Here is a 21,871-nt window from a genome sequence, read left to right as displayed (position 1 = left end):
CAAGCGGCGCGCGCCGCAGGGGTGGGCGGTCGCGGGAGTGGGGGCAGCGCACACCGCGGGGAGCACACGGATGGGATCAGAGGCAGAGGGCGGCGGGGCCGGATCCGCCGCGGCGGGCCCCGTAGCGCACGGCGGGCGGGGCGGCGAGGGCGCGGCGCCGGTGGAGTCGGTGGCGCCACCGGCCGCGGTGCTGGACGAGCGGGGCACCGTCGTCGGCTGGACCCTGGCCGCCGAGCGGGTGCTGGGCTACCGGGCGGCTGAGGTGGTCGGCCGGCCGGCGTCGATGCTGGTCGCCGCGAAGGACCCGGACCGGGCCCTGGCGTGGTGGACGCGCCGGGCGCGCTCGGGCAGGTCCTGGTCGGGCACGGTCGCGCTGCGGGCCAAGGACGGCACGGCCAGCAGCGCGGTCCTGGAGGCGTCACCGATGGCGCGCGACGGCGGCCGGGACTGGTTCGTGACCGGGATCGACCAGTTCGGCGCCGCCCTGTGGCCCCCGATGGACACCTCCGCGGCGGCCGCGCTCATGGCCCGCTCACCGGTCGGGCTGTCGATCTGGGACACCGATCTGCGCTGCATCTGGCTGAACGCGGCCGCCGCCCACCAGGACGACCTGCTGGGCAGGCAGCGGCTGGGCCGGCTGATGACGGAAGTCCAGCCCGGCCGCTCGGGGCTGAACATCGTCGAGGCGATGCGGCAGGTGCTTCGGACCGGGAACCCGGTGATCGAACGCGAATACACCTGGCAGGTGCCCGGCGAGGAGAACGAGCGGATCCTGTCCGCGTCCTACTTCCGCGTCGACGGCGCGGACGGCCGTCCCATCGGCGTGTGCAACATGGCCACCGACATCGACAAGTCCCTGGCCCGCCAGCATCTGCTGACGCTGGGCGAGATGGGCAGCCGCATCGGCACGACCCTCGACGTGGTGCAGACCGCGCAGGAACTGGCCGACGCGGCGGTGCCGCTGCTCGCCGACTACGTGACCGTGGACCTGGGAGAGACCGTCCCCCTGGGCGCCGAGGAGGCGGCCGGCGGCGAGCCGCCCCTGAACCGCCTGCAGGCCTCGCCCGAGGGCATGCCCATCTTCCGCCGGGCCGGCGCCGCCTCCAGCCGGCGCGGGATGCCCGAATCCATCTGGCGGATCGGCGAGCCGGTCTACGTGCCCTCCTCCTCGCCGTTCACCCGGGCCCTGTACTCCGGGCAGACCCACTTCGAGCCCTACCTGGACACCTCCCCCGGCACCTGGCTCGCCCGGGACCCCCGGCGCGCCCGGAGGATCACCCAGCTGGGCATGCACTCACTGGTCATCGTCCCGCTGCGGGCCCGCGGCAACGTCCTGGGCGAGGCCGTGTTCGTCCGGCACGACAACCCCCTGCCCTTCTCCCGGGACGACATGCTGCTGCTCGAGGAACTCGTCCACCGGGCGGCACTGAGCCTGGACAACGCCCGCCGCTACTCCCGCGAGCGCACCGCCGCCCTGGCGCTGCAGCGCAACCTGATGTCCAGCACGCTCACCGGCGGCGCGGCCGTCGAACTGGCGGCACGGTACCTGCCCTCCGGCGCGCACAAGGGCGTGGGAGGCGACTGGTTCGACGCGGTCCTGCTGCCGGACGCCCGCGTCGGCCTGGTCATCGGCGACGTCGTCGGCCACGGCATCCACGCCGCCGCCCTCATGGGACAACTGCGCACCGTGACGGCCACTCTCGCCGATCTCGACTTCCCGCCCGAGGAGGTCCTGGCCCGGCTCGACCGCAGTGTCGGCGTCATGAACGACCGCAACAGCACCGGCGACGACGCCCGCGAGGGCGGCGACGGCCCCGGGCCGATGATGACGTGCACCTGCGCGTACGCGGTGTACGACCCGGTGACCCGGCAGTGCGCCATCGCCTCGGCCGGGCACCCGCCGCCCGCCGTCGTCCTGCCCGGCGGCACCGTCCTGTTCCCCGAGGTGCCGCCCGGACCGCCGATCGGGCTGGGCACCATGGCGTACGAGTCGGTGACCCTCGAGCTGCCGGAAGGCAGCGTCATCGCCCTGTACACCGACGGCCTGATCGAGACCCGCGAGGCCGATCTCGGCGCCGGGCTGGAACGGCTCGGAGCCGCCCTGGCCCGCCCCGCCACGTCGCTGGAGGAGTACTCCTCCCACATCATCGGCGCCATGACACCGCGCATCTGGCGGCAGGCCGGGCCGCTGGACGCGGCCGGCCCCATCGCGGGCCCGCTGGCCGCCGACGACGACATCGCCCTGCTGCTGGCCCGTACCCGCGTGCTCACCCCCGACCAGGCCGCCGCCCAGCGCAGGCCCTGAACCCGCGCGGCCGGCGGCGCATCTCACAGACCGAACCGGGCCCGTGCCGCGGCGGTGACCGGGGTGAACAGGTTGACCAGGTTGCCGTCGGGGTCGCGGAAGAGCAGGGCGCGGTTGCCCCACGGCATGTCCGTGGGCTCGGTGACCACGTCGGTGAGCAGGCCGCGCAGGCGGGCGTAGTGCGCGTCGACGTCGTCCACGAGGAACTCGACGACGGCGCTGCGGTTGGCCGCCGGCTCGGCGCTGCCCGCGCCGAAGAGCGGCACGGTCTTCTCGTCGCCGAGGGCCAGGGTGCCGGCCGGGGTCGGGATCTCGGCGAACAGTTCGTTGCCCCACACGGCGCTCGCCCCGGTCACCTCCTCGTAGAAGGCGACCAGGCCCGCGACGTCCGCGGTGATGATCCGGATCGAGGTGAGCTTCACAGGTGATCTCCCTTGCGCGTGGTGCCGAGTGCGTGCGCTTTCGACGCTAGGGGCAATACCGGTCGCAATCCGCCCGGTATCCGGGAGACTCTTCTTCTCATGAGCCGACCGACCTCGCGTGTGCTGGCCCTGCTGGAGATCCTGCAGGCCGGCGGCACGCACACCGCCGCCGTGCTGGCCGGCCGGCTCGGCGTCGACGAGCGCACCGTGCGCCGGTACGTCGCGCACCTGGTCGACCTCGACGTGCCGGTGCGGGCCGAGCGCGGCCGCTACGGCGGATTCCGTCTCGCGCCCGGGTTCCGGATGCCGCCGCTGATGCTCACCGACGACGAGGCGCTCGCGGTGATGCTGGGCCTGGCCGCCGCGCAGCGGTACGGGCCGGCCGCGGGGCCGGCCGCGGCCACGCACAGCGCCGCGGCCAAGGTGCGGCGCGTGCTGCCGCGGCGGCTCGGCGAGCGGCTGGACGCCCTGCTGGAGACCGCCGGGTTCACCGCGAAGCAGCGCCCGTACGCCGCCCCGGAGACGGACGTACTGCTGCTGTTCGCCCAGGCCGCCCGGGAACGACGGGCCGTGGCCATCGGCTACCGCTCCGCGGACGGCCGGGTCAGCCGGCGCACCCTGCACCCGTACGGCCTGGTCGCCCACGCCGGGCGCTGGTACGTCACCGGCGCGGACTCCGCCAGCGGCGAGGACCGCACCTTCCGGCTGGACCGGGTGCACACCGCGGACCTCCTGCCGGACGTCTTCACCCTCCCCGACGACGACCTCGGCCCGCGGGAGCGGCTGCTGACCGCCCTGGCCGCCGCGCCCCGCCGGTACGCCGTCCGCGTACTCGTACAGGCCGACCCCGCGCACCTGGAACGCCGCCTCCCGCCGGGCCTTGCCGTGCTGGAACCGCTCGCGCCGCGGGACATGCCCGCCCCGGACGGCCCGTGGGTCAGGCTCGCCCTGCAGGCCGAGCAGCTGGACTGGGTCCCCTCACTGCTCGCCTGGATCGACCGGCCCTTCGTGATCGAGGAGCCCGCCGCCCTGCGCGACCACGTCCGATCCCTGGCCGACCGCCTGCACGACTGCGCGGGGCGGCAGGCGCCCGGTGCGGACCCCGGTGGAGCCACGGAGGGCCGCTGAACACCCGCCGGGATCCGCTGACATCCGCGCGTGAGCACGGGCGGGCCGGGCTGCTGCGGCCGGGGATGCACGCCACCGCCGGCCCGCCACCCGACAGCATCCTGGGCCGCGTCAACCGCCATCTGGCCGACCTCGACCCCGGGCGGTTCGCCGGCTGCCTGATCGCCGGCCTGGACCTGTCCGGTCACCGGGCCCGCCTGGCCAACGCCGGACACCCCCGCCCCTGCTGCGTCACCCCGACGGACACACCGACGTCCTGCGCCTGCCGCACGGCATCCTGCTCGGCGTCCGGCCCGAGGCCCACCAGCCCGTCACTCCCCGCGGTCTTCTTCCCCAGCCGCGCCACGTCGGCGGCGGTCCCGGTGTCCGCGGCCGGCGGCAACAGGACGCCGGCGACGCGGCTCGGCCGCCACGTGCTCAGAGCAGGCCGGCCGTGCGCTCGTCGGCTTCGAGTCGGGTGTGCAGTGCGATCGCGCCGGAGATGGCCTGCGCCACCCACTGCTCGCACGGGCGGTCGCGCGACGCCTTTGCCGATGCGCAGTCGAACTCGGCGTACACCGCTGCGGCGCCCATCATGTCCTCGATCTGCGGCCGGGCATGGACGTACCTGTGCTCGGTGCCGGTGATCGAGATGTCGCTCATCACGGCCCCGGCCAACTCCCCCGCCGCGGCGACTGCCTTCGCGCACGCCCGGGTGTGCACGTCATGGCATGCCCCTGCGCTCCGGGCGACGGCGGCGATCCTCGGCGCCCATGTGCGGGACAGGAGTTGCGCCGAGGTGGGAGGGGCGGCCGGTGCGCTCGTCAGCTCGGCGGGAGTCGGGGCACCCAGCCACACGGCCGATGTGGCCGTGGCCGGTGTGGCCGGTCGCGGGCTCGGCGGCGCCCCGGCGCTGCCGTTGCCCGACTGGCAGCCCGTCACCGCCCATGCCAGGATCCCCGCCGCCGCCACGCACCACAGACGCCCGATCCTCACGTGCCCCCCTCAGAGCGATGAAAGCCCCACCGTAAGGGCGCGGTGATCATGCCGTCACATCCGGTGGTCCCGGGCGCCGGGTGCAGGCCGTCCTGCGCGACGCCCGGGGCTTGCCGGTCATGAGCAGCGGGGGTCCGGTGTCAGCGGGCCCGAAGGGTTCTTCCGGTTTCGGGGGTCTTCACCTGGGGTGGCGGGCCGCCGACGCGGGGCCGGCCCATGCGGTCCGCGGCCCGCCTGCCCTGCGCGGGCCGGCGGAGTGGGGCGTTCGCCTCGTCCGACCGGCCGTGCGCGTACTCCCGTTGTGCACGGGTGAGCTCGTGGCCGGCCCGGGCCGGTTCCTGGGCTGCCTGCCCGGCCGCGGCTTTGCGGAAGGCGTTCACCCGGTCCCAGGCGTCCTCCCAGTCCTTCAGGCGGTGTTCGGGGACGTTCCCGCAGCAGCGGACGAAGTGCCGCAGCAGCGTTTTGGCGGGCATCCGTCCGCGCAGGACGGCGGCGACGGTGCTCTTGGGCAGGAAGCTCACGCCCCGCACGGTGGCCCGCTCCTCCAGTTCCCGCAGTGTGGGGTTGCCGTTCTCCCGCCGCATGTGGTGCATCGCGTGGACGAGTTGCCACGGTTCGGTGATGAACTGCGGCGGCAGTGCGGCGCCGCGCGCAGCGCCGTCGGTACGGGTGGCCTCGTCGCGGGCTGCGTTGTGCCACAGCCGCTTGGCTTCGCGTTCGTCGCCTCCGCACACGCGGGTGAACACCTGCACGGTCTTCCACTTCGGGAATTTCTCGCCCTGCGCCGCCCGGAACAGGGTCGTCCGGGTGGCCGGCAGGTCCGTTGCGGCAGCGATCCGCGCCATCTGGCTCCAGCTCAGTCCCGACCGCCGGCGCAGTGACTCGAGCCACTGCGCCAGCGTCGTGGTGGGATTGTGCTGGGCCAGGGCGCTGTTGGTGCGCCCCATCCGCCTGTCCCCCGCTAGATCCGGCGCTGGGAGAAGACGGCGACCAGGCTACGGACGAGCTCCTTGCCCATCAGCCCGCCGGCGGTGACGGCGGCCACGACCGCCTCCAGAGCCGTCCCGCACGCCAGCAGGCCCGCGGTGATGAGCAGGACGACCACAACCACGACCACGGCCGGGGCCGGCAGCACCTGGCTGCCGGCCCCGGCCGGACCCTCGACGCACAGCTCACCCGCGGGCGCGTTCTTCTGCAATTCGCTTGCCTCCTCGGCTCGTTGCCACTCGACACCGAGGTCCCTGAGCGCATCCGCCGGCTTTGCAGAGCCGGCGAATAGGGAGCCTCGCCCATACCTTCGGACCCGTCAACGAATGCCGACAAGGCCGTTCTCCCGCGCCGTTTCATCCTGTCCCGGCTCCCGTGGAACGCTCTTCGGGTATCTCCGCAGGCCGGCGCCGGTCGATCGTCCGCAGGCGCGGGGGCGGGGTGCGTGCGTGTCCCGCTTCGGCGGCTCATCACGTATTGAGTTCGCAGTCGCAGTCGCCAATAGTGAGTGCATTGCAACGGGCAGCCCGGAGCCCTATGGCCCAGGACATACGGGGGTTCCAGGCAGGACAGCGGAAGGGGGCCGAATGACCACATTAGTGCGTACCGTGTCACGGCACATCCCTGCGCCCGTACGCCGGGGCTCTGCGCCCTCGCCTGCCCTCGCCCCGTAGGGGAAGACGGGCCGGAAGTTTCCTTGATCCGCGGCTTTCCCCCGGCCGTTGCCACTCGACACAAACAGGGGAATCGGTCGTGCGCTGTTGCAGCGGCGGGCGGCCACGGGCGGGGACCCGATCCGTCGGGGTCCCCGCCCCTTCACATGCGACGCCCCGTTTTGAGTTCGCGCAGGCGGGCGGCGCTCGGCGAGCCGGGGGCGGCGGTGAACACCGCCAACTGCTGTCCCTCGGCGCCGCGTACGTCGAACGACTGGTAGTCCAGGTCGAGGGGCCCGACCAGGGGGTGCAGGAATTCCTTGGCGACGTTGCGCTTGACCTGGACGGCCTGGGCCGACCACAGCCGGTCGAAGTCGGTGCTGCGGCCGCGCAGTTCGTCGACGAGGTTCAGCAGCCGCTCGTCGTGCGGCCACCGGCCCAGCGCGAAGCGCAGGTTGCCGACGACGCCGGCCGCCACCGCCGGCCAGGAGCGGTAGAAGCTGCGGCCCGCCTCGTCCAGGAAGCACATGCGCGCCGAGTTGTCCTTGACCGAGAAGCCCTGGTGCAGCAGTTCGGCCATCTCGTTGCGCGCCAGGACGTCGAGGTCGTGGCCCAGCACCAGCGCGGGGCTGTCGTGGAGCTGGCCGAGCAGCAGCGCCAGCTCGGGGGCGACCGCGCGGCCCCGGTCCGGTACTGCGGCCTCGCCCGAGGCGAGCCGGAACAGGTAGGTGCGCTCGTCGCCGTCCAGGCACAGGGCGTTGCTGATCGCGGCCAGGACCTGCGGTGACGGGTGCCGTTCGCGGCCCTGTTCCAGGCGGGTGTAGTAGTCGGCGCTGACCCTGGCCCGTACGGCGACCTCTTCCCGGCGCAGGCCGGGCACCCTGCGCAGCCCGTCGGCGACCAGTCCGGCCCGGTCCGGGTCGAGCGAGGCACGGCGAGCGCGCAGGAACTCGGCCAGCCGGCCGGGCGCGTCCGCCGCGGCGCGGGGGTCCGGTTTCTCGCTCACACCTGCACGCTACCCGTCGTCCCGTCCCATCCCGTCCCCGGCCACTGCACCGGGCCCCTTCGCCGAGCCCCTTCGCTGAGCCCCTGCGCTGAGCCCCTGCGCGGGGCCCCTTCGCCAAGCCTCTGATCCTCCTCGTTTCCCCCCCGGCTCCCCCGATCCCCTGACCCGCCCTGACCTCCCTGCCTGGGAGTGCCACACCTGGGAAGAGCCCGTCCCTTGTGGGGCGGTCCGCCGCACGGTGGGCTGGTCGGGCAACCCCGGGACAACCCCGGACACCCTCAGGACAGGACGAACCCATGCTCAGCGACACCCCGACGTGGCTCATCACCGGCTGCTCGACCGGCCTGGGACGGGCCCTGGCCCGCTACGTGCTCCAGCAGGGGCACCGCGCCGTGGTCACCGCGCGGGACACCGGCACGCTCGAGGAGATCGTCGCCGGTCACGAGGACCGCGCCCTGGTCGCGGCCCTGGACGTCACCGATCCCGCGTCCGTGGCCGACGCGGCCCGAAGGGCGGAGGACTTCGGCGGGGTCGACGTCCTGGTCAACAACGCCGGCTACGGCTACGTCTGCGCCGTCGAGGAGGGCGAGGACGCACAGATCAGGGCGCTGTTCGAGACCAACTTCTTCGGCATGCTCGCGATGACCCGGGCCGTGCTTCCGGCGATGCGCGAGCGGGGCCGCGGCCATGTGGTCAACGTGAGCTCGATCGGCGGCCTGACCACGTATCCGGCCGTCGGCTACTACCACGCCACCAAGTTCGCCCTCGAAGGGCTGTCCGAAGCGCTCGGCAAGGAGATCGCCCCGTTCGGCCTGGGCGTGACGATCGTCGAGCCGGGCGCCTTCCGCACCGACTTCCGGGGCCGTTCCATGCGCCAGTCCGCCACCCGGATCCCCGCCTACGCCGCGACCGCGGGCGCGGCCCGCGACGCGGTGCTGGCCGCTGACGGGCAGCAGGAGAACGATCCCGTGCGGGGGGCCGCCGCCATCGTCGAAGCGGTCACCTCGCAGCAGCCGCCCACCCGCCTGCTGCTCGGCAACGACGCCCTGACCCAGGCCCGGGCCAAACTCCAGGCCATGGGCGAGGAGTTCACCGCCTGGGAGAAGCTCACCACCAGCACCCGGTACGCCGAGCCGGCGAACTGATGCCCCTGCGGCCGCCGGGGGCGGGCGGTCAGCCCTGCACGAGCTGCTGGCCGCCGTCGATGTCGTAGGTGGCGCCGGTCAGGGCGTCGTTGGTCATCAGGTGCAGGGCGAGGGCGGCGACGTCGGACGGCTGGACGACGCGGCCGATGGGCAGAGTCTTGCGCAAGTGTTCGCGCCGGGCCTCGAGTTGGTCGCCGAGCAGGGAGGCCGACAGCGGGGTGTCGACGAATCCGGCGGCGATGAGGTTGACCCGTACCGGGGCGACGTCCAGGGCCAGGCCGGCGGTCAGGGCGGGCAGGGCCGCGGTGAGGGCGGCGACCACGGACATCCCCGGGGCGGGGCGCCGGCCGCCGGTGCCGCCGATGAACACCAGGCTTCCGCCGGCCCTGACCTTGCCGCGCCCGGCCCTGGCCACCGCCAGCATGGTCGCGATGCGCCCGCCGAAGTCCTTCCCGGCGTCGGTCAGGTCCGTCTCGTCCAGGGGCGTGTACGAGGGGCTGCCCGCGGTGACCATCACGTGGTCGACCCGGTCGGGCAACTCCCGCAGGAAGCGTTCCAGGCGGTCGGTGTCCTGGGCGTCGAAGGTGGCGGTGCTCAGCGGGTGCAGTTCGCGGGCCGCGCGCTCCAGGCGTTCGGCGTTGCGCGCCACCAGCACCACCTGGCCGCCGGCCGCGCGTACCTGCCGTGCGGTCTCCAGGCCGATCCCGGCGCTGCCGCCGACCACCACGACCGTCTGCCCGGCCAGCGCCGCGCCGGTGCCCCGGGCCGCTTCCTGGACCGCGCTCACCGGACGTCACCGCCCTGCGTGCCCGGCTCGTGCGTGTCCCTCCGCCCGTCGCGCATGATCGCCTCCGCGGCTCGTCCCGGTGTCGGCTCCCGGTGCTCGGCCCCCTCCCCTCCCCATTGTGGTGCCGGGCCCCCGTGCCCGCCTCCCGCGGGCGGCGGGCGGTGCGGTGGGGGACAATCCCCTGCATGACGCGCCCAGGCCCCTCCTCCCGCGACGACGCGGGTTACCTGCTCGACAACGCGCAGCCCGAGGCGGGCACCCGTTTCGACGCGCTCGGCGAGCTCTTCGACCCCTCGACCTTCCGGCACGTCCAGGACCTGGGGATCGCGGCGGGGTGGCGGTGCTGGGAGGTCGGGGCGGGCGGCTCCTCGGTGGTGACGTGGCTGGCCGGGCGGGTCGGGCCCACCGGCAGGGTGCTGGCGACCGACATCGACATCTCCTGGGCCGCGCAGGCGGCCGGGGGCGTGGTGGAGGTGCTGCGCCACGACGTGGGCCGCGAGCAGCCGCCCGAAGCGGGCTTCGATCTCGTCCACGCCCGCCTGGTGCTGGTGCACGTCGCGGACCGGGAACGGGCGCTGCGCGCGATGGCGGGCGCGCTGCGGCCGGGCGGATGGCTGCTGGTGGAGGACGCCGACCCGGCCGCGCAGCCGCTGATCTGCCTGGACGAGTACGGGCCCGAGCAGGCGCTGGCCAACCGGCTGCGGACCGGATTCCGCTCACTGCTGGCGGCCCGCGGCGCCGACCTGGCCTGGGGCCGCAGGCTCCCCCGGCTGCTGCGGGAGGCGGGACTGGCCGACGTCGCCGCCGACGCGTACTTCCCCGTCACCTCGGCCGCCTGCGACGTCCTGGAGGCCGCGACCGTACGGCAGGTCCGCGGCCGGCTGGTCGCGGCAGGGCTGGCCACCGACGAGGAGATCGACCGGCACCTGGCCGATGTCACCGCCGGCCGCCTCGACCTGACCACCTCGCCGATGATCTCCGCGTGGGGCCGCCGGCCCTGAACCCGACGACCCCACGACCCGTGGACCCGTGGACCCGTGGACCCGTGGACCCGTGGTCTTCCGGGGTCGTCAGCCCAGCGCCCGGTAGGCGGCACCGCTGGCGTTCGCGGTGGTGCCGTTGTAGAGGCCGGTGGGGCTGCTGGCGGCGGACAGCGTGAACCAGGCGGACTTCTCCACGAACGACAGGCCGTTCAGCATGGTGTTCGCGGAGTTGATGAAGTCGACCTGCTGCTGGCCGGTCGGGTAGCGCGGGGTGCTGGTGGAGTAGTCGGTGAGCGCGTACTCCGTGAGCCAGATCGGCTTGTGGTAGCGGTCGTAGACGTTCTGCAGGTAGCCGCGCAGCTCGCCGGCCGCGGCCGAGGAGAAGTCGCCGCCGTACCAGTGCAGCGGGATGAAGTCGACGCGATAGCCGCGGGAGGCGGCGCCGGACATGAACCGGTCGAGCCAGCCGCCGGGGGTGTCCCCGCCGTACGCCACCGCGGGCGCGCCCAGCCGCAGTCCGGTCGCCTGCAGCCGCGGCCACAGGTCCAGCGCCTGCTGGACGGTCATGTTCGCCTGGCCGGCCAGGTCGGGCTCGTTGAAGCCGAGCAGTTCGCTGCCGTGCTGGGCGGCCTGGGCCAGGTTCGCGTCGGTGACCGAGCCTGCGCCCCAGATCATCGGCACGAACTCCACACCCGAGGGCTGCGTGACGCTGCCGGGGGCGGCCGACCAGTTGTAGAACCAGTGCGCTTTGACGTCGGCCAGGGCCTGCGAGGCGCCGCTGACGTCGGTGACGCTGATGCCCTTGCGGGCGGTGGCCGCGCGGGCGGCCGGGGCCCGTACGCCCAGCGCCAGCAGCGCGAGCGCCGCGAGGAGCAGGACCAGCGCGCGGCGCGCCGTCGTACGGCCACCGGGGCCGCCGCGCAGGAAGGCGGGGGCGGCGGGCGCGGCGGGGAGAGCGGCCATGTCCGGGCCTTTCGTCCAGTGGTCGTTCGGTGGAGTTCGCTCAGCGGGATGCGGTCGGCGGAATGCGCTCAGTGGAAGGTGACGGTGAAGCCGGAGCAGCCGATGCACTGGCGCACCACCTGGTTGCCGGGCACCTGGTCGGCCCGGGACCAGGAGTACGCGCGCGGGCAGTGCGTACCCATCGCGTCGCTGTAGGAGGTCTGGGCGTCGCGGTTGGGGCTGACGCAGTTCTGCAGTCCGCTGCCGGCGTCGGTGTGCAGGTCCGCTGCCGGGCAGTACGGCATCAGGTTGTCCGGGCAGCCGCCTTCGGAGCAGGTGCCGCTGGGCTGGACCGGGACCCCGGTCGGGTCGATGGTGACGGCCAGCGAGAAGGCGTTGACGTAGCTGACGTCGTACCAGGGCGCGAGGCTGTCGGACGGGTCGAAGTTGAACTCGGCCAGGCTGACCGGCTGTTCGCCGGTCGTGCAGCGGTCGGTGGCGGTCCCGCAGTCGCCGAGCACGCAGTGGAAGGTGCTGCCGGAGGTGCCGGAGCAGCCCTCGCGGGCGAAGAGGGTGCCGCGCCAGTGGTGGGCGGCGCTGTTCTCGGGGATGGTCACGGTGGCCGACGCGCCCGGTGCCAGGGTCGGCAGCCCGGTGAGCGCGGTGGAGCCGTCGGCGTTGACCCTGCTGCCCACCCACACCGTACGGGCGGTGCGGTTGACCAGGGTGACGGTGTGCTGGGTGACGGCGGACACGGCCGCCGGGCCCGGGGAACCCGGTGCGCCGGGCCGTCCGTGGGAGCCCGCAGCGGCGGCGGCCGGTCCTGCCGCCGCCGCTGCCAGAGCGCCGATCATCATCACCAACGCGCACAGGATCGAGCGGATGCGCATACCGGTCTCCTCCGCGAACCGAGGTCTTCCGCTCAGGGTGGAGCGTCCGCCCACCACCGCACATCCGCCATGCACATGGCAAGAGTCGGGTCTCGGTCAATCCCACAGCACCGGTCCGCCCGGCCCCCGCCGCGGGCAGTCCGGCGCGGCGGAACGCGGGGTCAGGCGGGGTCAGGCGGGGAGGAAGGGCCGGTCGTACGGGGCGGCGTCGCGGGCGGCCAGGACGTGTTCGGCGACGGGGCCGATCGGTACGCGCAGGGCGACGGTGGGCTGCTCGACGAGGTCGGCGAGGGCCTCGGCGGTCTGCTCGGGGCTGATCATCATCTCGGCGGGGACGCCGCCGCCGGCGAACAGGGCCGCGTAGGGGTCGTCGGGCAGGGCGTAGGTGAGCATGTCGTCCAGGGCGCCGGAGCTGATCGGGCCCGGTTCGGCGAGGGTGACGTCGATGCCGAAGCCGGAGAGCTCGACGGCCAGGGTCTCGGCGAAGGCCTCGAGCGCCCACTTGGTGGCCGCGTAGGCGGCGTTTCCGGGCAGTACGGTGCGCCCGGCGGCGCTGGAGACGAACAGCAGCCGGCCCTGGTGGCGGCGGCGCATCTGCGGGAGGACGGCCTGGGCGACGCGGATCGCCCCGACGGTGTTCTGGGCGTAGAGGCGCTCGATCTCGGCGGCCGGGCTGGCCTCGACCGCCGCGGCGAAGATGACGCCGGCGTTGGAGACGAGGGTGTCTATCTCGCCGGCCTGCTCGATCGCCGTGTCGACACTGGCCTGGTCGGTCACGTCCAGGCGCAGCCGCAGGTCGACGTCCAAGCCGTCCAGGGTGCGCGGGTCGCGCGCGGTGGCGATCACCCGGTGGCCGCGTTTGGCCAGTTCGGCGGCGGTGGCCCGGCCGACGCCCTTGGAGGCGCCCGTGATCAGGATGGAGGACATGACGGTGCTGCTCCTTGTTCGCTGCGGGGTTCGGTGTGGGGTTTCTCGCGGGGCGCGGGCCCCCGGACAGGGCGATTCACCGCGCCGGTTCACGGGTCGGTTCGTTTTCCGAACCCACCCCCTAGGGTTACCCTAGCACCGTGAGTCAGAAATTCGAATCGACCAATCTCGGGGCTCCCCGGGTGTGCTCGATCGCCGACGCGCTCGAGGTCGTCGGGGAGCGCTGGAGCCTGCTCGTGCTGCGGGAGCTGGGTTTCGGCGTCCACCGCTTCAAGGACTTCCAGGTCAACACCGGCGCCCCGCGCGAGACCCTCGCACTGCGGCTGCGCAAGCTGGAGGAGGCCGGGGTCATCGAACGCCGGCGCTACAGCGACCGCCCGCCGCGGGACGAGTACGTACTCACCGCCGTCGGCCGGGACCTCTTCCCGGTCCTGACCGCGCTGCGCGAATGGGGCGAGCGGCACGTCACCCCGTCCCGCAGGCTCACCGACGATGCCGCCGGGGCCGCCGGAGCCGACGCTTAGGGCTCGCGGACGTTCCCCCGGGGGAACGACGCCGTGCGGTGGGGCGGCGCCGGATCAGGGGCTTCCGTAGAGGCGTTCGGGCCGGACCAGGACGGCCGCGCGGCGTTCGGCGGCCATGACGCGGTCGTACTCGTCCCAGTCCTCGTGGACGCCGCCGGCCGCGGTGTAGATCGCGCGGAGCAGCAGGCGCCTGGCCTCCGCGTCGACCGCCGGGTACGGGTCGTCGGGGCCGGCGATCTCGGTGTCGCCCTCCAGCGTCACCCACCGCCATCCGGCACGCACCGTCACCGCGATGCGGGGGCGGGCCCTGAGATTGGCGAGCTTGACCGGGCCGTAGGTGACGAAGGCCGCGACGTCCGCGCCGGTGACCGGGTGCGGCAGGACGCCGGAGTTGACCACGGAGGACTGGATGCTCCCGTCGGCGCGCGAGGTCGAGACCACGACCAGGCCCTGCTGGCTGCGGGCCAGTTCGGCGAAGTCGTGCAGCGTCGTCATGCCGACCTCCCGCCCGGCCCGGGAAGGGCAGCGGCCGTACGGGGACGGCGGGCACGGCGGGTACGGGCCTCGCGGTGGCGCTGTGCGCCGGTGTTCGACACGGGCGGCCTGCCTCGGTTGAATTCGGTCACCGGTAGTCACCGGCGGGTCGTACGCCAGCATACAAGGTCGGGAAAACGAACCGACCGAGGCGCGCGCACCGCAGAGCCGGGGCAGGGGTCCGGGCGGGGCGTAGCCTGGCCACCTGGCGCGGGCCGGGGAAAAGTGGCTCGTGGTGGTCGGTGAACTGCCGTATGAACACCGGCATTCCGGGCACATGTTTCTCAGGTGGGGCGGCGGAACAAGGCGGGTGACGACCGATGAGCTCTGAACTCACGGAACGGGAACAGCAGATTCTGGCGGACATCGAGCACGAACTGGCGGCCGACCGGCGGCTGGCACGGGTGCTCGGCCCGGCACCCGGCCCGGTGGTCCCGGGCTGGACCGTACTCATGTCCATGGGCGCGGCCTGGGCCGCCCTCGTCGCGCTGTGCGCGCACTGGCCCGCCCTCTACATTCCGGCAGCCCTCGCCGCGGTCGCGGCGACGGCCGGCCTGATGCGGGCGTGCGGGCCCAGGGCCGCTCAGCGGGCCGGGCGCAGGCACGCCCGGCGGGTCCCGCGCAGGCTCCACCCGCGGCCGGCCTCCGGCACCCCCACCGGGCCCGCGCCGAACGCGTAGCCACCCCTCCAACACCCGTCGGCCGGGCGGCCGTTCAGCGCCCGGCCGCTCAGTGGTGCGGGCTCAGGCCCGTGCCCGGGTCGTAGGTCAGGCCCGCCTGGTAGGCCGTGGGGCCGCAGCCCGCTCCGTTGGGCTGGCTCTTGGTCAGCTTGACGGTCCTGCGCTCGTCCACCGCGGGCGGCCCGGCTGCGCCGTGCGTGGCGGTGAACCGTACGGACACCTTCCGGGCGCCCACCGAATCCGGCAGGGCCACCTGGAGGAAGCTCGGGCCCGCGTCCTGCGCCCGGGCGGTCCGCGCCTGGCAGCTCGCCCCGACGCACAGGCGATATGTCGTCCCGGGCTCCATGCGCAGATCGACCGTCACCCCGGAGACGGCCCCGATCAAGGTGCACGCCTGCCCCTGCCCACACCCCGTCGCCAGGACGGCCACCGTCGCCGTCAACGCGACCGCCCCCGCGGCCGATCCAAGCCTCATGCCGCTGTGACGCACGCCGGGCCCGCGGCGTTCCCGTTTCCCCGGGGCGGGCGGGCGTCGATCCGTACCGACGGGCCGGGGCCTCGCGCGGGAGGTCCCGGCCCGCCTCCTCGTACGCCCTCCCGGGTTCCCGGGTCCGGCGCGCATCGGGTGCGGTCAGCCGAGGTAGTAGTACCAGGTGGCGACGGTGTTGGAGGACGCCTGGATGGCGGCCGGCGGCAGAGTGGTCGAGTTGGCCGACAGGAAGGCGACCACATCGGTCTCGCCGGGATAGCGGGCGGGATAGAAGGTGTAGGAGCAGGTGGAGCCCGCGGCGCAGGTGATCAGCCGGGTGCCGTCCAGGGTGAAGATCTCGATCCAGTAGGGCGTGGGCCCCACGTCGATGTTCGCGGTGGCGGTGACCGTCACGGGAGTGTTGTACCCGGGGGCGGTTGCGGTCAGCGCGACCTGGAGCCCGGAACCGGTCCACGTGATGTAGTTGACCGGCGAGGTCGTCTGGAGCTGCGCCGGCGGGTAGACGGCGCCCGATTGCGGCGTGTTCCCGGCCAGGGTGGCGGCGTACGTGTGGGTGGTCGCCACACTCTGGCTCACCGTGACGCTGCACGTGGTGCCGGTGCCGCACTGGCCCAGCCAGGTGCCGGTGGTGGTGTCCCAGATCTGGACCCAGAACGGGGAGAGGCCGATGTCCCGGCTGGAGGTCTCGGTCACGACGGTGGAGTTGCCGACCGGCAGGGTGTGCAGGCCGGCCGCCAGGGAGAGGTCCGCCGTGTACCAGTCGACCTCGACGGACGGGGAGTAGGCCACGACAGTGGTGCCGGCGCTGTCGGCGACGGTGGCGTGGAAGTAGTGCGTGGCCGGAGTGGGCGACGTCACCGCGACGGAACACACCGTGCCGTTGCCGCAGAAGCCCACGACCGAGCCGGCGTCGTTGTAGATGATGATGTAGTAGGTCGTGGGTCCGACATCGGCGCTGGCCGTGGCGGTCAGCGTGGTGTACCGCGTCGGCCACAGGGCGGAGGTGCTCGCCGTCAGCGACACGCTCCACCCCGCCATCGGCGCCATGGCGGAGTGCGTCGGGTGCGTCGTACGCGGCTTGGGCACGTTCACCGTGCCGACCGCCACACCCGCGGGCGGCACCGGCCGCGGCTTGGCCACGACGGTCTTCGCCGCGGGCGGCGCGTCGGCGCCCGCGGGCACCGCACCGGCCACGAACAGGCCCCCGACCAGTGCGAGTACGGCCATCCCGTACCGCACGGCGCCGCGGCCCCGTCCGGCCCGGCCTCCCCCGGTCCCCCCGCGCCCCGAAAACGCCTGGATGGATCTCAAGGTCCCCCCCTTTTTTGTGCGGAGAAGCACCCGGCGGAGTGCGCAGCAGGTACCGGCCCCCGTCGATCCGAGTGCTGCCTTTCGGGTATGAAGGGCCCGAGCGCCCTTCAAAGGGACAAGAGGGCAATAATCCGGAACTGTCACGCAAACACCTCGGGTTGATCGCCCGGACGGCGCCCCCCGGGCGGGAACTCGAAGGTGTCGGGGGCGTCGAGCCGGTCGTTGCCGTGAGCGAAGCCGGAAAGGTGCCCCCGGCAGGTGGTTTCCGCGCGCCGGGGCGCCGGACCCGTACCGGCACGTGCTTTGACCTGGGCGAGGCCGGTACGGGGATCCCGCGCTGCGGGGTCAGTCGCGCTTGCGTTCCAGGAACACCACCGGGCAGTTCAGCGCCTCGGCGATCCTGGGCAGGACGGCGGGCGTGGCGCTGCGCCAGCCGGACTCGATCTCGTTCATGAGCTGCTCGGAGATGCCCACGATCCGGGCGAGGGCGCGCTTGGTCAGGCCGGCCTTCTCCCGCGCGTAGGTGACCGCTTGCGGTTCCTGGTTCAGCTTCCGGGGCCGGGAGCGCACGCGACGGGACCCGCCCTGCGCGGGGGCGCTCACGGCGCGACCTCCGCCGCGTCGCCGCCGCCCGAGCCGCACACGAGGTGGGCCCAGACCATTTTGCCGACGCCCTCCCGGTCACTGACACCCCACCGCCCGCCGGTCAGGTGGTCCACGAGGACGAGCCCGCGGCCCGACTCCTGGTCCCAGGGCACCCCCTCGCGAAGCTCCGGCTTGTCGTCGCCGGCGTCGTGCACTTCGATCCGTACTCCCCCGTCCCGGCGTACGAACCGGGTCTCGATCAACCGGTCGCCCGGCTGTTGGGCATGCCGTACGGCGTTGGTGACCAGCTCCGAGAGCACCAGTACGGCGCTGTCGGTCACCTCGGCCATGTTCCACTTCGCCAGGTGGAGGCACAGTTCGTCCCGGGCCCGCCCGACGTTCTCCGGGTCACGGGTCCATCGCCGGGCAACCGTGTGCGGCCCCGCGGGGGCGTTGGGCACAGGCAGTGTCACTGCGCGTGCCCCTCGCTCCCCGCGCCTTCCGCACAGAGCCGCACCGATGGGGAATGGCCCTCGCCGCCTCGGCGCAGGGGCGGCTCCCACGCGGCAGGCGGGAAATACGCGCCCCGGGCCTGGGGCTGCGGCTGCCAGGTCCCGCTCGGCACAGGGGATTTGGTGCGTACGGTGCGCACAACGGCAGGCCGTACGGCACGTTGTGCGCCACGCCTGCCACTGACCGCGGCGCGGGGCCGTTGCCGTACGAACCCCATTGCGCGTAGCCGAAAGATACTCTGAAGCACGTCAGCGCTCCTCTGTTACCGCTGGCCATGCCCCCGGGCCGGTCGCACGGTCGCGGGGGTCCTCTCTCCCCGCACCGTTTGCAGCCCGACCTGTGGCGAACCGGTCGCACGGTCCGCTCGGGGGCGTCTGTCTCGCTCTAGGCAACCGTGTCGCTACACTCCGCGCTACCGTTGAAGCGCAGGCCGGCGTTAAAAGCGTTAAAACAGCGCGGGGAGTGGGCACGCATGGGTGACCGGCAGCCGAACGAGGGGCTGGCGCGGCTGTTTCGCGAAACCGGATGGACGCTGCGGCAGTTCGCCCAGGAGGTGAACAAGGTGGCGACCGAACGGGGAAAGCCGACCCGCTACGAGCGCCCCTCCGCCTACCAATGGCTCGACGGCCACATGCCAAGGGACGAGGTGCGTCCCTTGCTCCTGGAGGCACTTGCCCGTCGCCTCAATCGCCCGGTCACGCACGCCGAGGCCGGCTTCCCGGCGCCTTCCGAAAGCGATGACGTCAGCACGGTTGAAGGACTACTGGACCTCGGGAGGCAGGACATGGACCCCACACGCCGTAGCGTCATAGGAGCCGGAGCAAAGCTGTTCTCCGTTGCTTTAGCTGTTCCAGGGTGGCAGGACGTCGTGGGCCGCATGGAAGCCGTCCAGAGCGGACGTATGCAGCGTATCGGTACGCCCGAGGTCCAATCGGTTGTCGACATGACAGATCGTCTCGGGGACCTGGATGATCAATTCGGGGGACGATACGCACGCCCCATGGCTGCCGCCTTCATGGTCAACATCGTCGCCCCCTACTTGAAAGCCGACGCATCGAGCGAAGTACGCAAGGCCATGGTCGGCGCCGCATCATGGCTGTGCTACCTCACGGGATGGATGGCGGTGGACGAAGGCCTGCACGGAATCGCCCAGCAGTATTACGTAAAAGGCCTGGAGTTTGCCGGCGCCAGCGAAGACCATATGGCTTACTGTCACATCCTTCGCGGAATGTCGGTGCAGTCCGTGGACTTGGGCCATGGATCGACAGCGGTGAGCTGGGCCAATGCCGCGAGTGAGGCGGCACCTGATGTCACGCCTCGTACGGCTGCCTTCATGGCAGGACAACAGGCCCATTCCTTTGCCGTGGCAGGAGAGCGCTTCAAGGCCCTCCGGAGCATTGGGGAAACCGAAGTCGCCATGAGCAAGGCGGCCAGCGGACAGCAGACGTTCGGTGGCTACAGCCCGGCTACCCTGGCATACCACACCGCGCAGGTCAGATACGCGCTGGGGGACGTCGCCGGAAGCGTGGATTCCCTCCAGTTGCATTTCCGCCTGCGCGATCCAAAAAATGAGTCACACCGAAGTGAGCTCCGTTTCGGCGCGCTGCTGGCTGAGCGTCAGCTTGAGATCGGCTATTTGGATGCAGCGTGCGCCACGTGGATGAAGGTGCTGGACGGCTACCCGTCGATCAGTTCGGACAAGGTGGACATGCGCGTCAAGGAAATGTTCCGCCTCATCCGCCCGCACCTCAAGAACGCAAGCGCACGCGACCTGTACGAGCGGGCCCGGCTCGTCGCGCCGTCGATGGCAGCGTGAGCCATATACCGAGGAGCCCGCTCCAGCCCCCGGCGACCGGGCCCGGCTATGACGGGCGCCCGCCGAACTGCCAGGTGTGGACCTCGATGTCGGCGTACCGGTCCGGTGTGAGGACGGCGCGTGCCGTGTCCGGGTCCGGCGCCCGGAGCAGCACCGCCGTGCCCAGCCAGGCGGCACCGTCGTCGGACAGCAGGGGCCCGTAGGCGATCAGCTCGTCCCGGTCACGTGGGACTTCGAGGTCGGCGGCCTGCCCCGTACCGAGGCCGAGCACCAGGTACCGGTTGCCGCCGGTGCGGCCGCCGGGGAAGTCCCACATGGTGCGCCCCAGTGCGTTGCGCCAGCGCCGCAGCAGTACGTCCCGGTAGGCGCCGGCCTGGTAGTTCGGCTCGTCGAAGGCGAACGCGCGGGCGGCGGCGGGATCGGGCAGGTCGAGGATGTGCACGCTGCCGGTGAGCGTGTCGCCTTCATCGGCCAGGGTCGGGCCCCGGGCGATCATCTGCTCCGCGTACCGGTCCATGTAGGCCCAGTGGTCTTCCAGCAACTCGTGGCGCAGCGGCAGGGAGCCGGGCCGGTCGCGGTGGTAACAGAGGAACTCCATGTCCATAGGGTCTCTTCACGCAGGGGACCGGAGCGAGCGGGTTTGCGGCAGGCCCTGTACGGCAAGCCCCGACCGGCGGGGACTTCGACCGTGGGGCGGGCGGAAATTCACGAGCCGTCACCAACGGGCCCGGGCAGGATGGGCCGGGTGGACCACGTCCTGCACGGGCTCGCCCAAAATCCGTCGCTGCCGGCCGCGCTGGTCGAGCGGCTGATCGGGATCGCGGACGGCGACCTCGCCGTAAGTCTTGCGGCCCGCGCCGATCTCAGCGGGGCGCAGGCGGCCGCGCTGGCCGGGCGGGATGAGGGCGCCGCCGTGCGGCTCGCGTACGAGGGCCGGCTGACCGACGTCGATCCGGAAACGCAGCCGCGTGCGGCGCTCGCCCTGCTCGATCAGGGGGCCGGGCTGCCGCAGTGGGCGCGGCGCTTCGCCTCGGACCCGGACCCCGAAGTGCGGGAGAAGGTGGCCGCCTGCCCGGGGTTGCCGCCCGAGATTGTGGCGAGGCTCGCCGCCGACCCGGACGTACAGGTCGTCGCGGAACTCGCGCTGTGGGCGGCCGCGGACACTGCCGCCGACCTCGCGCAGCATCCGCACACCGATGTGCGGCGCGCTGTGGCCGTCAACGAGGCGGCACCGCCGGCCGTCCTGGCCATGCTGCTCACCGGCGACGGGCTCGCGCCGGCCGAGCGGTGCCGGGTCTGCGACCAGGGCGGGCAGCCCCCGTGGCCGGGCGCGGTCTGCGACGGCTCCCACCGCTCCGCCGTGCACGGCATACGGCAGGCGGCGCTGCGGAATCCGGCCACGCCCGTCGAGGCGGCCGTCCGCTTCGCCGGCGACCCCTCGGTGCGGCTGCGCATGGCGCTCGCCGCCCACGCCGGCCTGCCCGCGCACATCTGCGAGCGCCTGGCCGCCGACCCGGACCCGGCGGTGCGGGCCGGGCTCGCCGCGAACCCCGCGATCGGCGACGCCCTGATCCGCGCGATGGCCGCCGACCCGGACCACGACGTGCGGCGCGGCCTCGCCCGCCACCCCCGGGTACCGCTGGACGTCCTCACCGGCCTGGCCGCCGTAACGCGGATGGGCCGGGGCCTGTTGCCGCGTGTCGCCGCCGCCTCACCGGCGGAGGTCGCCCACCTGGCCGCAGCGCCGGATCCGGTCGCGCGCAGGCTCGTGGCCGCACGGCGTGATCTGCCCGAGGGGATACGGGACGCGCTGGCCGCCGACCCGGACGCGAACGTGGCCGCGTGCGTGGCGCCGCACCCGGGCCTGTCCGAAGCCCGGCTGCGCGCCATGGTCACCCGGCACGCGGTCCAGGTCATCGCCCAGGTGGCGGCCAATCCGGAAGCGTCCCCCGTACTGCTGGCGGATCTGGCCAGGCGCCGGCCGCCGGTGCGCAAGGCCCTGCGCGTCATCGCCGGGCACCCGCAGGCCACCGCCCCGGCGCTGCTGGCCTGCCTGGCGGACCCGAAGGCCAGGCCCGTAGCCGCCGGCCACCCGGCCCTGCCGCCGCCAGTCGTCGCCGGCCTGCTCACCGACGGCGACTGGCAGGTGGCGGAAGCGGCCGCCGCCAATGCGTCGCTGCCGCCCGCGGTCATGGCGCGCCTGATGCCCGGACCGTTCCGGGAGCCGGCGCCCTGAAGGGCGCCCGAAACCCGGGTGCGGCAGGCCGC

24 protein-coding genes and 1 pseudogene are annotated in these 21,871 nt (G+C 73.3%); 10 read left to right on the top strand and 15 right to left on the bottom strand.

The annotated features are described in order from the left end of the window. The first annotated feature begins 70 nt into the window (after positions 1 to 70). Complete coding sequence (locus ITX44_RS18695; RefSeq protein ID WP_205358410.1) at positions 71 to 2,305, top strand: SpoIIE family protein phosphatase; 2,235 nt, start codon at positions 71 to 73, stop codon at positions 2,303 to 2,305. 23 nt (positions 2,306 to 2,328) lie between these two features. On the opposite strand, the gene ITX44_RS18690 is transcribed toward ITX44_RS18695, so the two are convergent. Then, positions 2,329 to 2,727, bottom strand: a complete 399-nt coding sequence (locus ITX44_RS18690; protein ID WP_205358409.1) for a VOC family protein — start codon at positions 2,725 to 2,727, stop codon at positions 2,329 to 2,331. A 99-nt stretch (positions 2,728 to 2,826) separates the two neighbouring features. Between ITX44_RS18690 and ITX44_RS18685 the strand changes: the two genes are divergently transcribed. Together ITX44_RS18685 and ITX44_RS41125 are read left to right on the top strand one after the other, a co-directional pair. Next, entirely contained in the window at positions 2,827 to 3,855 is a 1,029-nt protein-coding gene (locus tag ITX44_RS18685) for a helix-turn-helix transcriptional regulator (RefSeq protein ID WP_205358408.1), read from the top strand. Positions 3,856 to 3,920: 65 nt separating this feature from the next. Beyond that, positions 3,921 to 4,040: pseudogene (locus ITX44_RS41125) on the top strand (hypothetical protein); the annotation flags it as partial. A gap of 232 nt (positions 4,041 to 4,272) precedes the next feature. On the opposite strand, the gene ITX44_RS41120 reads toward ITX44_RS41125, so the two are convergent. The 4 genes from ITX44_RS41120 to ITX44_RS18665 all read right to left on the bottom strand — a co-directional run bounded on the left by ITX44_RS41120 (position 4,273) and on the right by ITX44_RS18665 (position 7,476). After that, on the bottom strand, positions 4,273 to 4,830 hold the full coding sequence (locus tag ITX44_RS41120; protein ID WP_236061100.1) for a hypothetical protein: 558 nt from the start codon (positions 4,828 to 4,830) through the stop codon (positions 4,273 to 4,275). Positions 4,831 to 4,970: 140 nt separating this feature from the next. Continuing rightward, on the bottom strand, positions 4,971 to 5,777 hold the full coding sequence (locus ITX44_RS18675; RefSeq protein ID WP_205358407.1) for a hypothetical protein: 807 nt from the start codon (positions 5,775 to 5,777) through the stop codon (positions 4,971 to 4,973). A 14-nt stretch (positions 5,778 to 5,791) separates the two neighbouring features. Continuing rightward, positions 5,792 to 6,028: a hypothetical protein gene (locus ITX44_RS18670; protein WP_205358406.1), complete on the bottom strand. Its 237-nt coding sequence runs from the start codon at positions 6,026 to 6,028 to the stop codon at positions 5,792 to 5,794. Between the two features lie 605 nt (positions 6,029 to 6,633). After that, the gene (locus tag ITX44_RS18665) at positions 6,634 to 7,476 is read right to left on the bottom strand and encodes a helix-turn-helix transcriptional regulator (RefSeq protein WP_307795350.1); all 843 of its coding nucleotides are present in this window, start codon (positions 7,474 to 7,476) and stop codon (positions 6,634 to 6,636) included. Positions 7,477 to 7,772: 296 nt separating this feature from the next. Between ITX44_RS18665 and ITX44_RS18660 the strand changes: the two genes are divergently transcribed. After that, positions 7,773 to 8,621, top strand: coding sequence for an oxidoreductase (locus tag ITX44_RS18660; protein WP_205358405.1), 849 nt, complete (start codon positions 7,773 to 7,775; stop codon positions 8,619 to 8,621). Positions 8,622 to 8,649: 28 nt separating this feature from the next. Here the strand turns inward: ITX44_RS18660 and ITX44_RS18655 are convergent, their stop codons facing one another. After that, positions 8,650 to 9,408, bottom strand: coding sequence for an SDR family oxidoreductase (locus ITX44_RS18655; protein ID WP_205358404.1), 759 nt, complete (start codon positions 9,406 to 9,408; stop codon positions 8,650 to 8,652). A 185-nt stretch (positions 9,409 to 9,593) separates the two neighbouring features. On the opposite strand from ITX44_RS18655, the gene ITX44_RS18650 reads away from it, so the two are divergent. Beyond that, positions 9,594 to 10,409: a methyltransferase domain-containing protein gene (locus ITX44_RS18650; protein ID WP_205358403.1), complete on the top strand. Its 816-nt coding sequence runs from the start codon at positions 9,594 to 9,596 to the stop codon at positions 10,407 to 10,409. 69 nt (positions 10,410 to 10,478) lie between these two features. On the opposite strand, the gene ITX44_RS18645 is transcribed toward ITX44_RS18650, so the two are convergent. The 3 genes from ITX44_RS18645 to ITX44_RS18635 form a co-directional block, all read right to left on the bottom strand. After that, a complete protein-coding gene (locus tag ITX44_RS18645) occupies positions 10,479 to 11,354 on the bottom strand; it encodes a glycoside hydrolase family protein (RefSeq protein ID WP_205358402.1) in 876 nt (291 codons plus the stop codon). A gap of 68 nt (positions 11,355 to 11,422) precedes the next feature. Next, a complete protein-coding gene (locus tag ITX44_RS18640; RefSeq protein WP_205358401.1) occupies positions 11,423 to 12,223 on the bottom strand; it encodes a thaumatin family protein in 801 nt (266 codons plus the stop codon). Between the two features lie 171 nt (positions 12,224 to 12,394). After that, positions 12,395 to 13,150, bottom strand: coding sequence for an SDR family oxidoreductase (locus ITX44_RS18635; protein ID WP_205358400.1), 756 nt, complete (start codon positions 13,148 to 13,150; stop codon positions 12,395 to 12,397). Positions 13,151 to 13,290: 140 nt separating this feature from the next. Here ITX44_RS18635 and ITX44_RS18630 point away from each other — a divergent pair, with 140 nt between their 5' ends. Next, positions 13,291 to 13,674: a winged helix-turn-helix transcriptional regulator gene (locus tag ITX44_RS18630; protein WP_205358399.1), complete on the top strand. Its 384-nt coding sequence runs from the start codon at positions 13,291 to 13,293 to the stop codon at positions 13,672 to 13,674. A 54-nt stretch (positions 13,675 to 13,728) separates the two neighbouring features. Here ITX44_RS18630 and ITX44_RS18625 read toward each other — a convergent pair whose 3' ends face one another. Continuing rightward, entirely contained in the window at positions 13,729 to 14,169 is a 441-nt protein-coding gene (locus ITX44_RS18625; protein ID WP_236060979.1) for a TIGR03618 family F420-dependent PPOX class oxidoreductase, read from the bottom strand. A 359-nt stretch (positions 14,170 to 14,528) separates the two neighbouring features. Here ITX44_RS18625 and ITX44_RS18620 point away from each other — a divergent pair, with 359 nt between their 5' ends. After that, positions 14,529 to 14,888 (top strand): DUF3040 domain-containing protein, encoded by a 360-nt coding sequence (locus ITX44_RS18620; RefSeq protein ID WP_205358398.1) that lies wholly within the window; start codon positions 14,529 to 14,531, stop codon positions 14,886 to 14,888. 49 nt (positions 14,889 to 14,937) lie between these two features. Here the strand turns inward: ITX44_RS18620 and ITX44_RS18615 are convergent, their stop codons facing one another. Continuing rightward, entirely contained in the window at positions 14,938 to 15,234 is a 297-nt protein-coding gene (locus ITX44_RS18615) for a hypothetical protein (RefSeq protein ID WP_205358397.1), read from the bottom strand. Between ITX44_RS18615 and ITX44_RS18610 the strand changes: the two genes are divergently transcribed. After that, positions 15,233 to 15,373: a hypothetical protein gene (locus ITX44_RS18610; RefSeq protein WP_205358396.1), complete on the top strand. Its 141-nt coding sequence runs from the start codon at positions 15,233 to 15,235 to the stop codon at positions 15,371 to 15,373. The two genes, ITX44_RS18615 and ITX44_RS18610, sit on opposite strands and share 2 nt — an antisense overlap. Positions 15,374 to 15,519: 146 nt before the next feature. Here ITX44_RS18610 and ITX44_RS18605 read toward each other — a convergent pair whose 3' ends face one another. The 3 genes from ITX44_RS18605 to ITX44_RS18595 all read right to left on the bottom strand — a co-directional run bounded on the left by ITX44_RS18605 (position 15,520) and on the right by ITX44_RS18595 (position 17,747). Beyond that, positions 15,520 to 16,605, bottom strand: coding sequence for a hypothetical protein (locus ITX44_RS18605; RefSeq protein ID WP_205358395.1), 1,086 nt, complete (start codon positions 16,603 to 16,605; stop codon positions 15,520 to 15,522). A 429-nt stretch (positions 16,606 to 17,034) separates the two neighbouring features. After that, positions 17,035 to 17,292: a helix-turn-helix domain-containing protein gene (locus tag ITX44_RS18600; RefSeq protein ID WP_307795349.1), complete on the bottom strand. Its 258-nt coding sequence runs from the start codon at positions 17,290 to 17,292 to the stop codon at positions 17,035 to 17,037. Next, on the bottom strand, positions 17,289 to 17,747 hold the full coding sequence (locus tag ITX44_RS18595; protein ID WP_205358394.1) for an ATP-binding protein: 459 nt from the start codon (positions 17,745 to 17,747) through the stop codon (positions 17,289 to 17,291). Before ITX44_RS18595 ends, ITX44_RS18600 begins: the two co-directional genes overlap by 4 nt. Positions 17,748 to 18,259: 512 nt before the next feature. Between ITX44_RS18595 and ITX44_RS18590 the strand changes: the two genes are divergently transcribed. Next, the gene (locus ITX44_RS18590) at positions 18,260 to 19,603 is read left to right on the top strand and encodes an NsdA family TPR-like regulatory protein (protein ID WP_205358393.1); all 1,344 of its coding nucleotides are present in this window, start codon (positions 18,260 to 18,262) and stop codon (positions 19,601 to 19,603) included. 46 nt (positions 19,604 to 19,649) lie between these two features. Here the strand turns inward: ITX44_RS18590 and ITX44_RS18585 are convergent, their stop codons facing one another. After that, positions 19,650 to 20,201: a YciI family protein gene (locus ITX44_RS18585; protein ID WP_205358392.1), complete on the bottom strand. Its 552-nt coding sequence runs from the start codon at positions 20,199 to 20,201 to the stop codon at positions 19,650 to 19,652. 147 nt (positions 20,202 to 20,348) lie between these two features. On the opposite strand from ITX44_RS18585, the gene ITX44_RS18580 reads away from it, so the two are divergent. Beyond that, positions 20,349 to 21,839: a hypothetical protein gene (locus tag ITX44_RS18580; protein ID WP_205358391.1), complete on the top strand. Its 1,491-nt coding sequence runs from the start codon at positions 20,349 to 20,351 to the stop codon at positions 21,837 to 21,839. Positions 21,840 to 21,871 lie beyond the last annotated feature (32 nt).

Source organism: Actinacidiphila acididurans, from assembly GCF_016918855.1.
GTDB classification, from domain to species: domain Bacteria; phylum Actinomycetota; class Actinomycetes; order Streptomycetales; family Streptomycetaceae; genus Actinacidiphila; species Actinacidiphila acididurans.
This window is presented reverse-complemented; position numbering and strand designations above follow the sequence as displayed.

Bases quoted from the DNA above. Each gene is read 5' to 3' on its own strand.
- ITX44_RS18660 (WP_205358405.1), top strand. From the start codon at position 7,773: ATGCTCAGCGACACCCCGACGTGGCTCATCACCGGCTGCTCGACCGGC.
- ITX44_RS18635 (WP_205358400.1), bottom strand. From the start codon at position 13,150: ATGTCCTCCATCCTGATCACGGGCGCCTCCAAGGGCGTCGGCCGGGCC.
- ITX44_RS18685 (WP_205358408.1), top strand. From the start codon at position 2,827: ATGAGCCGACCGACCTCGCGTGTGCTGGCCCTGCTGGAGATCCTGCAG.
- ITX44_RS18610 (WP_205358396.1), top strand. From the start codon at position 15,233: ATGCGCAGATCGACCGTCACCCCGGAGACGGCCCCGATCAAGGTGCAC.
- ITX44_RS18675 (WP_205358407.1), bottom strand. From the start codon at position 5,777: ATGGGGCGCACCAACAGCGCCCTGGCCCAGCACAATCCCACCACGACG.
- ITX44_RS18605 (WP_205358395.1), bottom strand. From the start codon at position 16,605: ATGGCCGTACTCGCACTGGTCGGGGGCCTGTTCGTGGCCGGTGCGGTG.
- ITX44_RS18650 (WP_205358403.1), top strand. From the start codon at position 9,594: ATGACGCGCCCAGGCCCCTCCTCCCGCGACGACGCGGGTTACCTGCTC.
- ITX44_RS18590 (WP_205358393.1), top strand. From the start codon at position 18,260: ATGGGTGACCGGCAGCCGAACGAGGGGCTGGCGCGGCTGTTTCGCGAA.
- ITX44_RS18625 (WP_236060979.1), bottom strand. From the start codon at position 14,169: ATGACGACGCTGCACGACTTCGCCGAACTGGCCCGCAGCCAGCAGGGC.
- ITX44_RS18695 (WP_205358410.1), top strand. From the start codon at position 71: ATGGGATCAGAGGCAGAGGGCGGCGGGGCCGGATCCGCCGCGGCGGGC.
- ITX44_RS18620 (WP_205358398.1), top strand. From the start codon at position 14,529: ATGAGCTCTGAACTCACGGAACGGGAACAGCAGATTCTGGCGGACATC.
- ITX44_RS18645 (WP_205358402.1), bottom strand. From the start codon at position 11,354: ATGGCCGCTCTCCCCGCCGCGCCCGCCGCCCCCGCCTTCCTGCGCGGC.
- ITX44_RS18585 (WP_205358392.1), bottom strand. From the start codon at position 20,201: ATGGAGTTCCTCTGTTACCACCGCGACCGGCCCGGCTCCCTGCCGCTG.
- ITX44_RS18640 (WP_205358401.1), bottom strand. From the start codon at position 12,223: ATGCGCATCCGCTCGATCCTGTGCGCGTTGGTGATGATGATCGGCGCT.
- ITX44_RS18615 (WP_205358397.1), bottom strand. From the start codon at position 15,234: ATGGAGCCCGGGACGACATATCGCCTGTGCGTCGGGGCGAGCTGCCAG.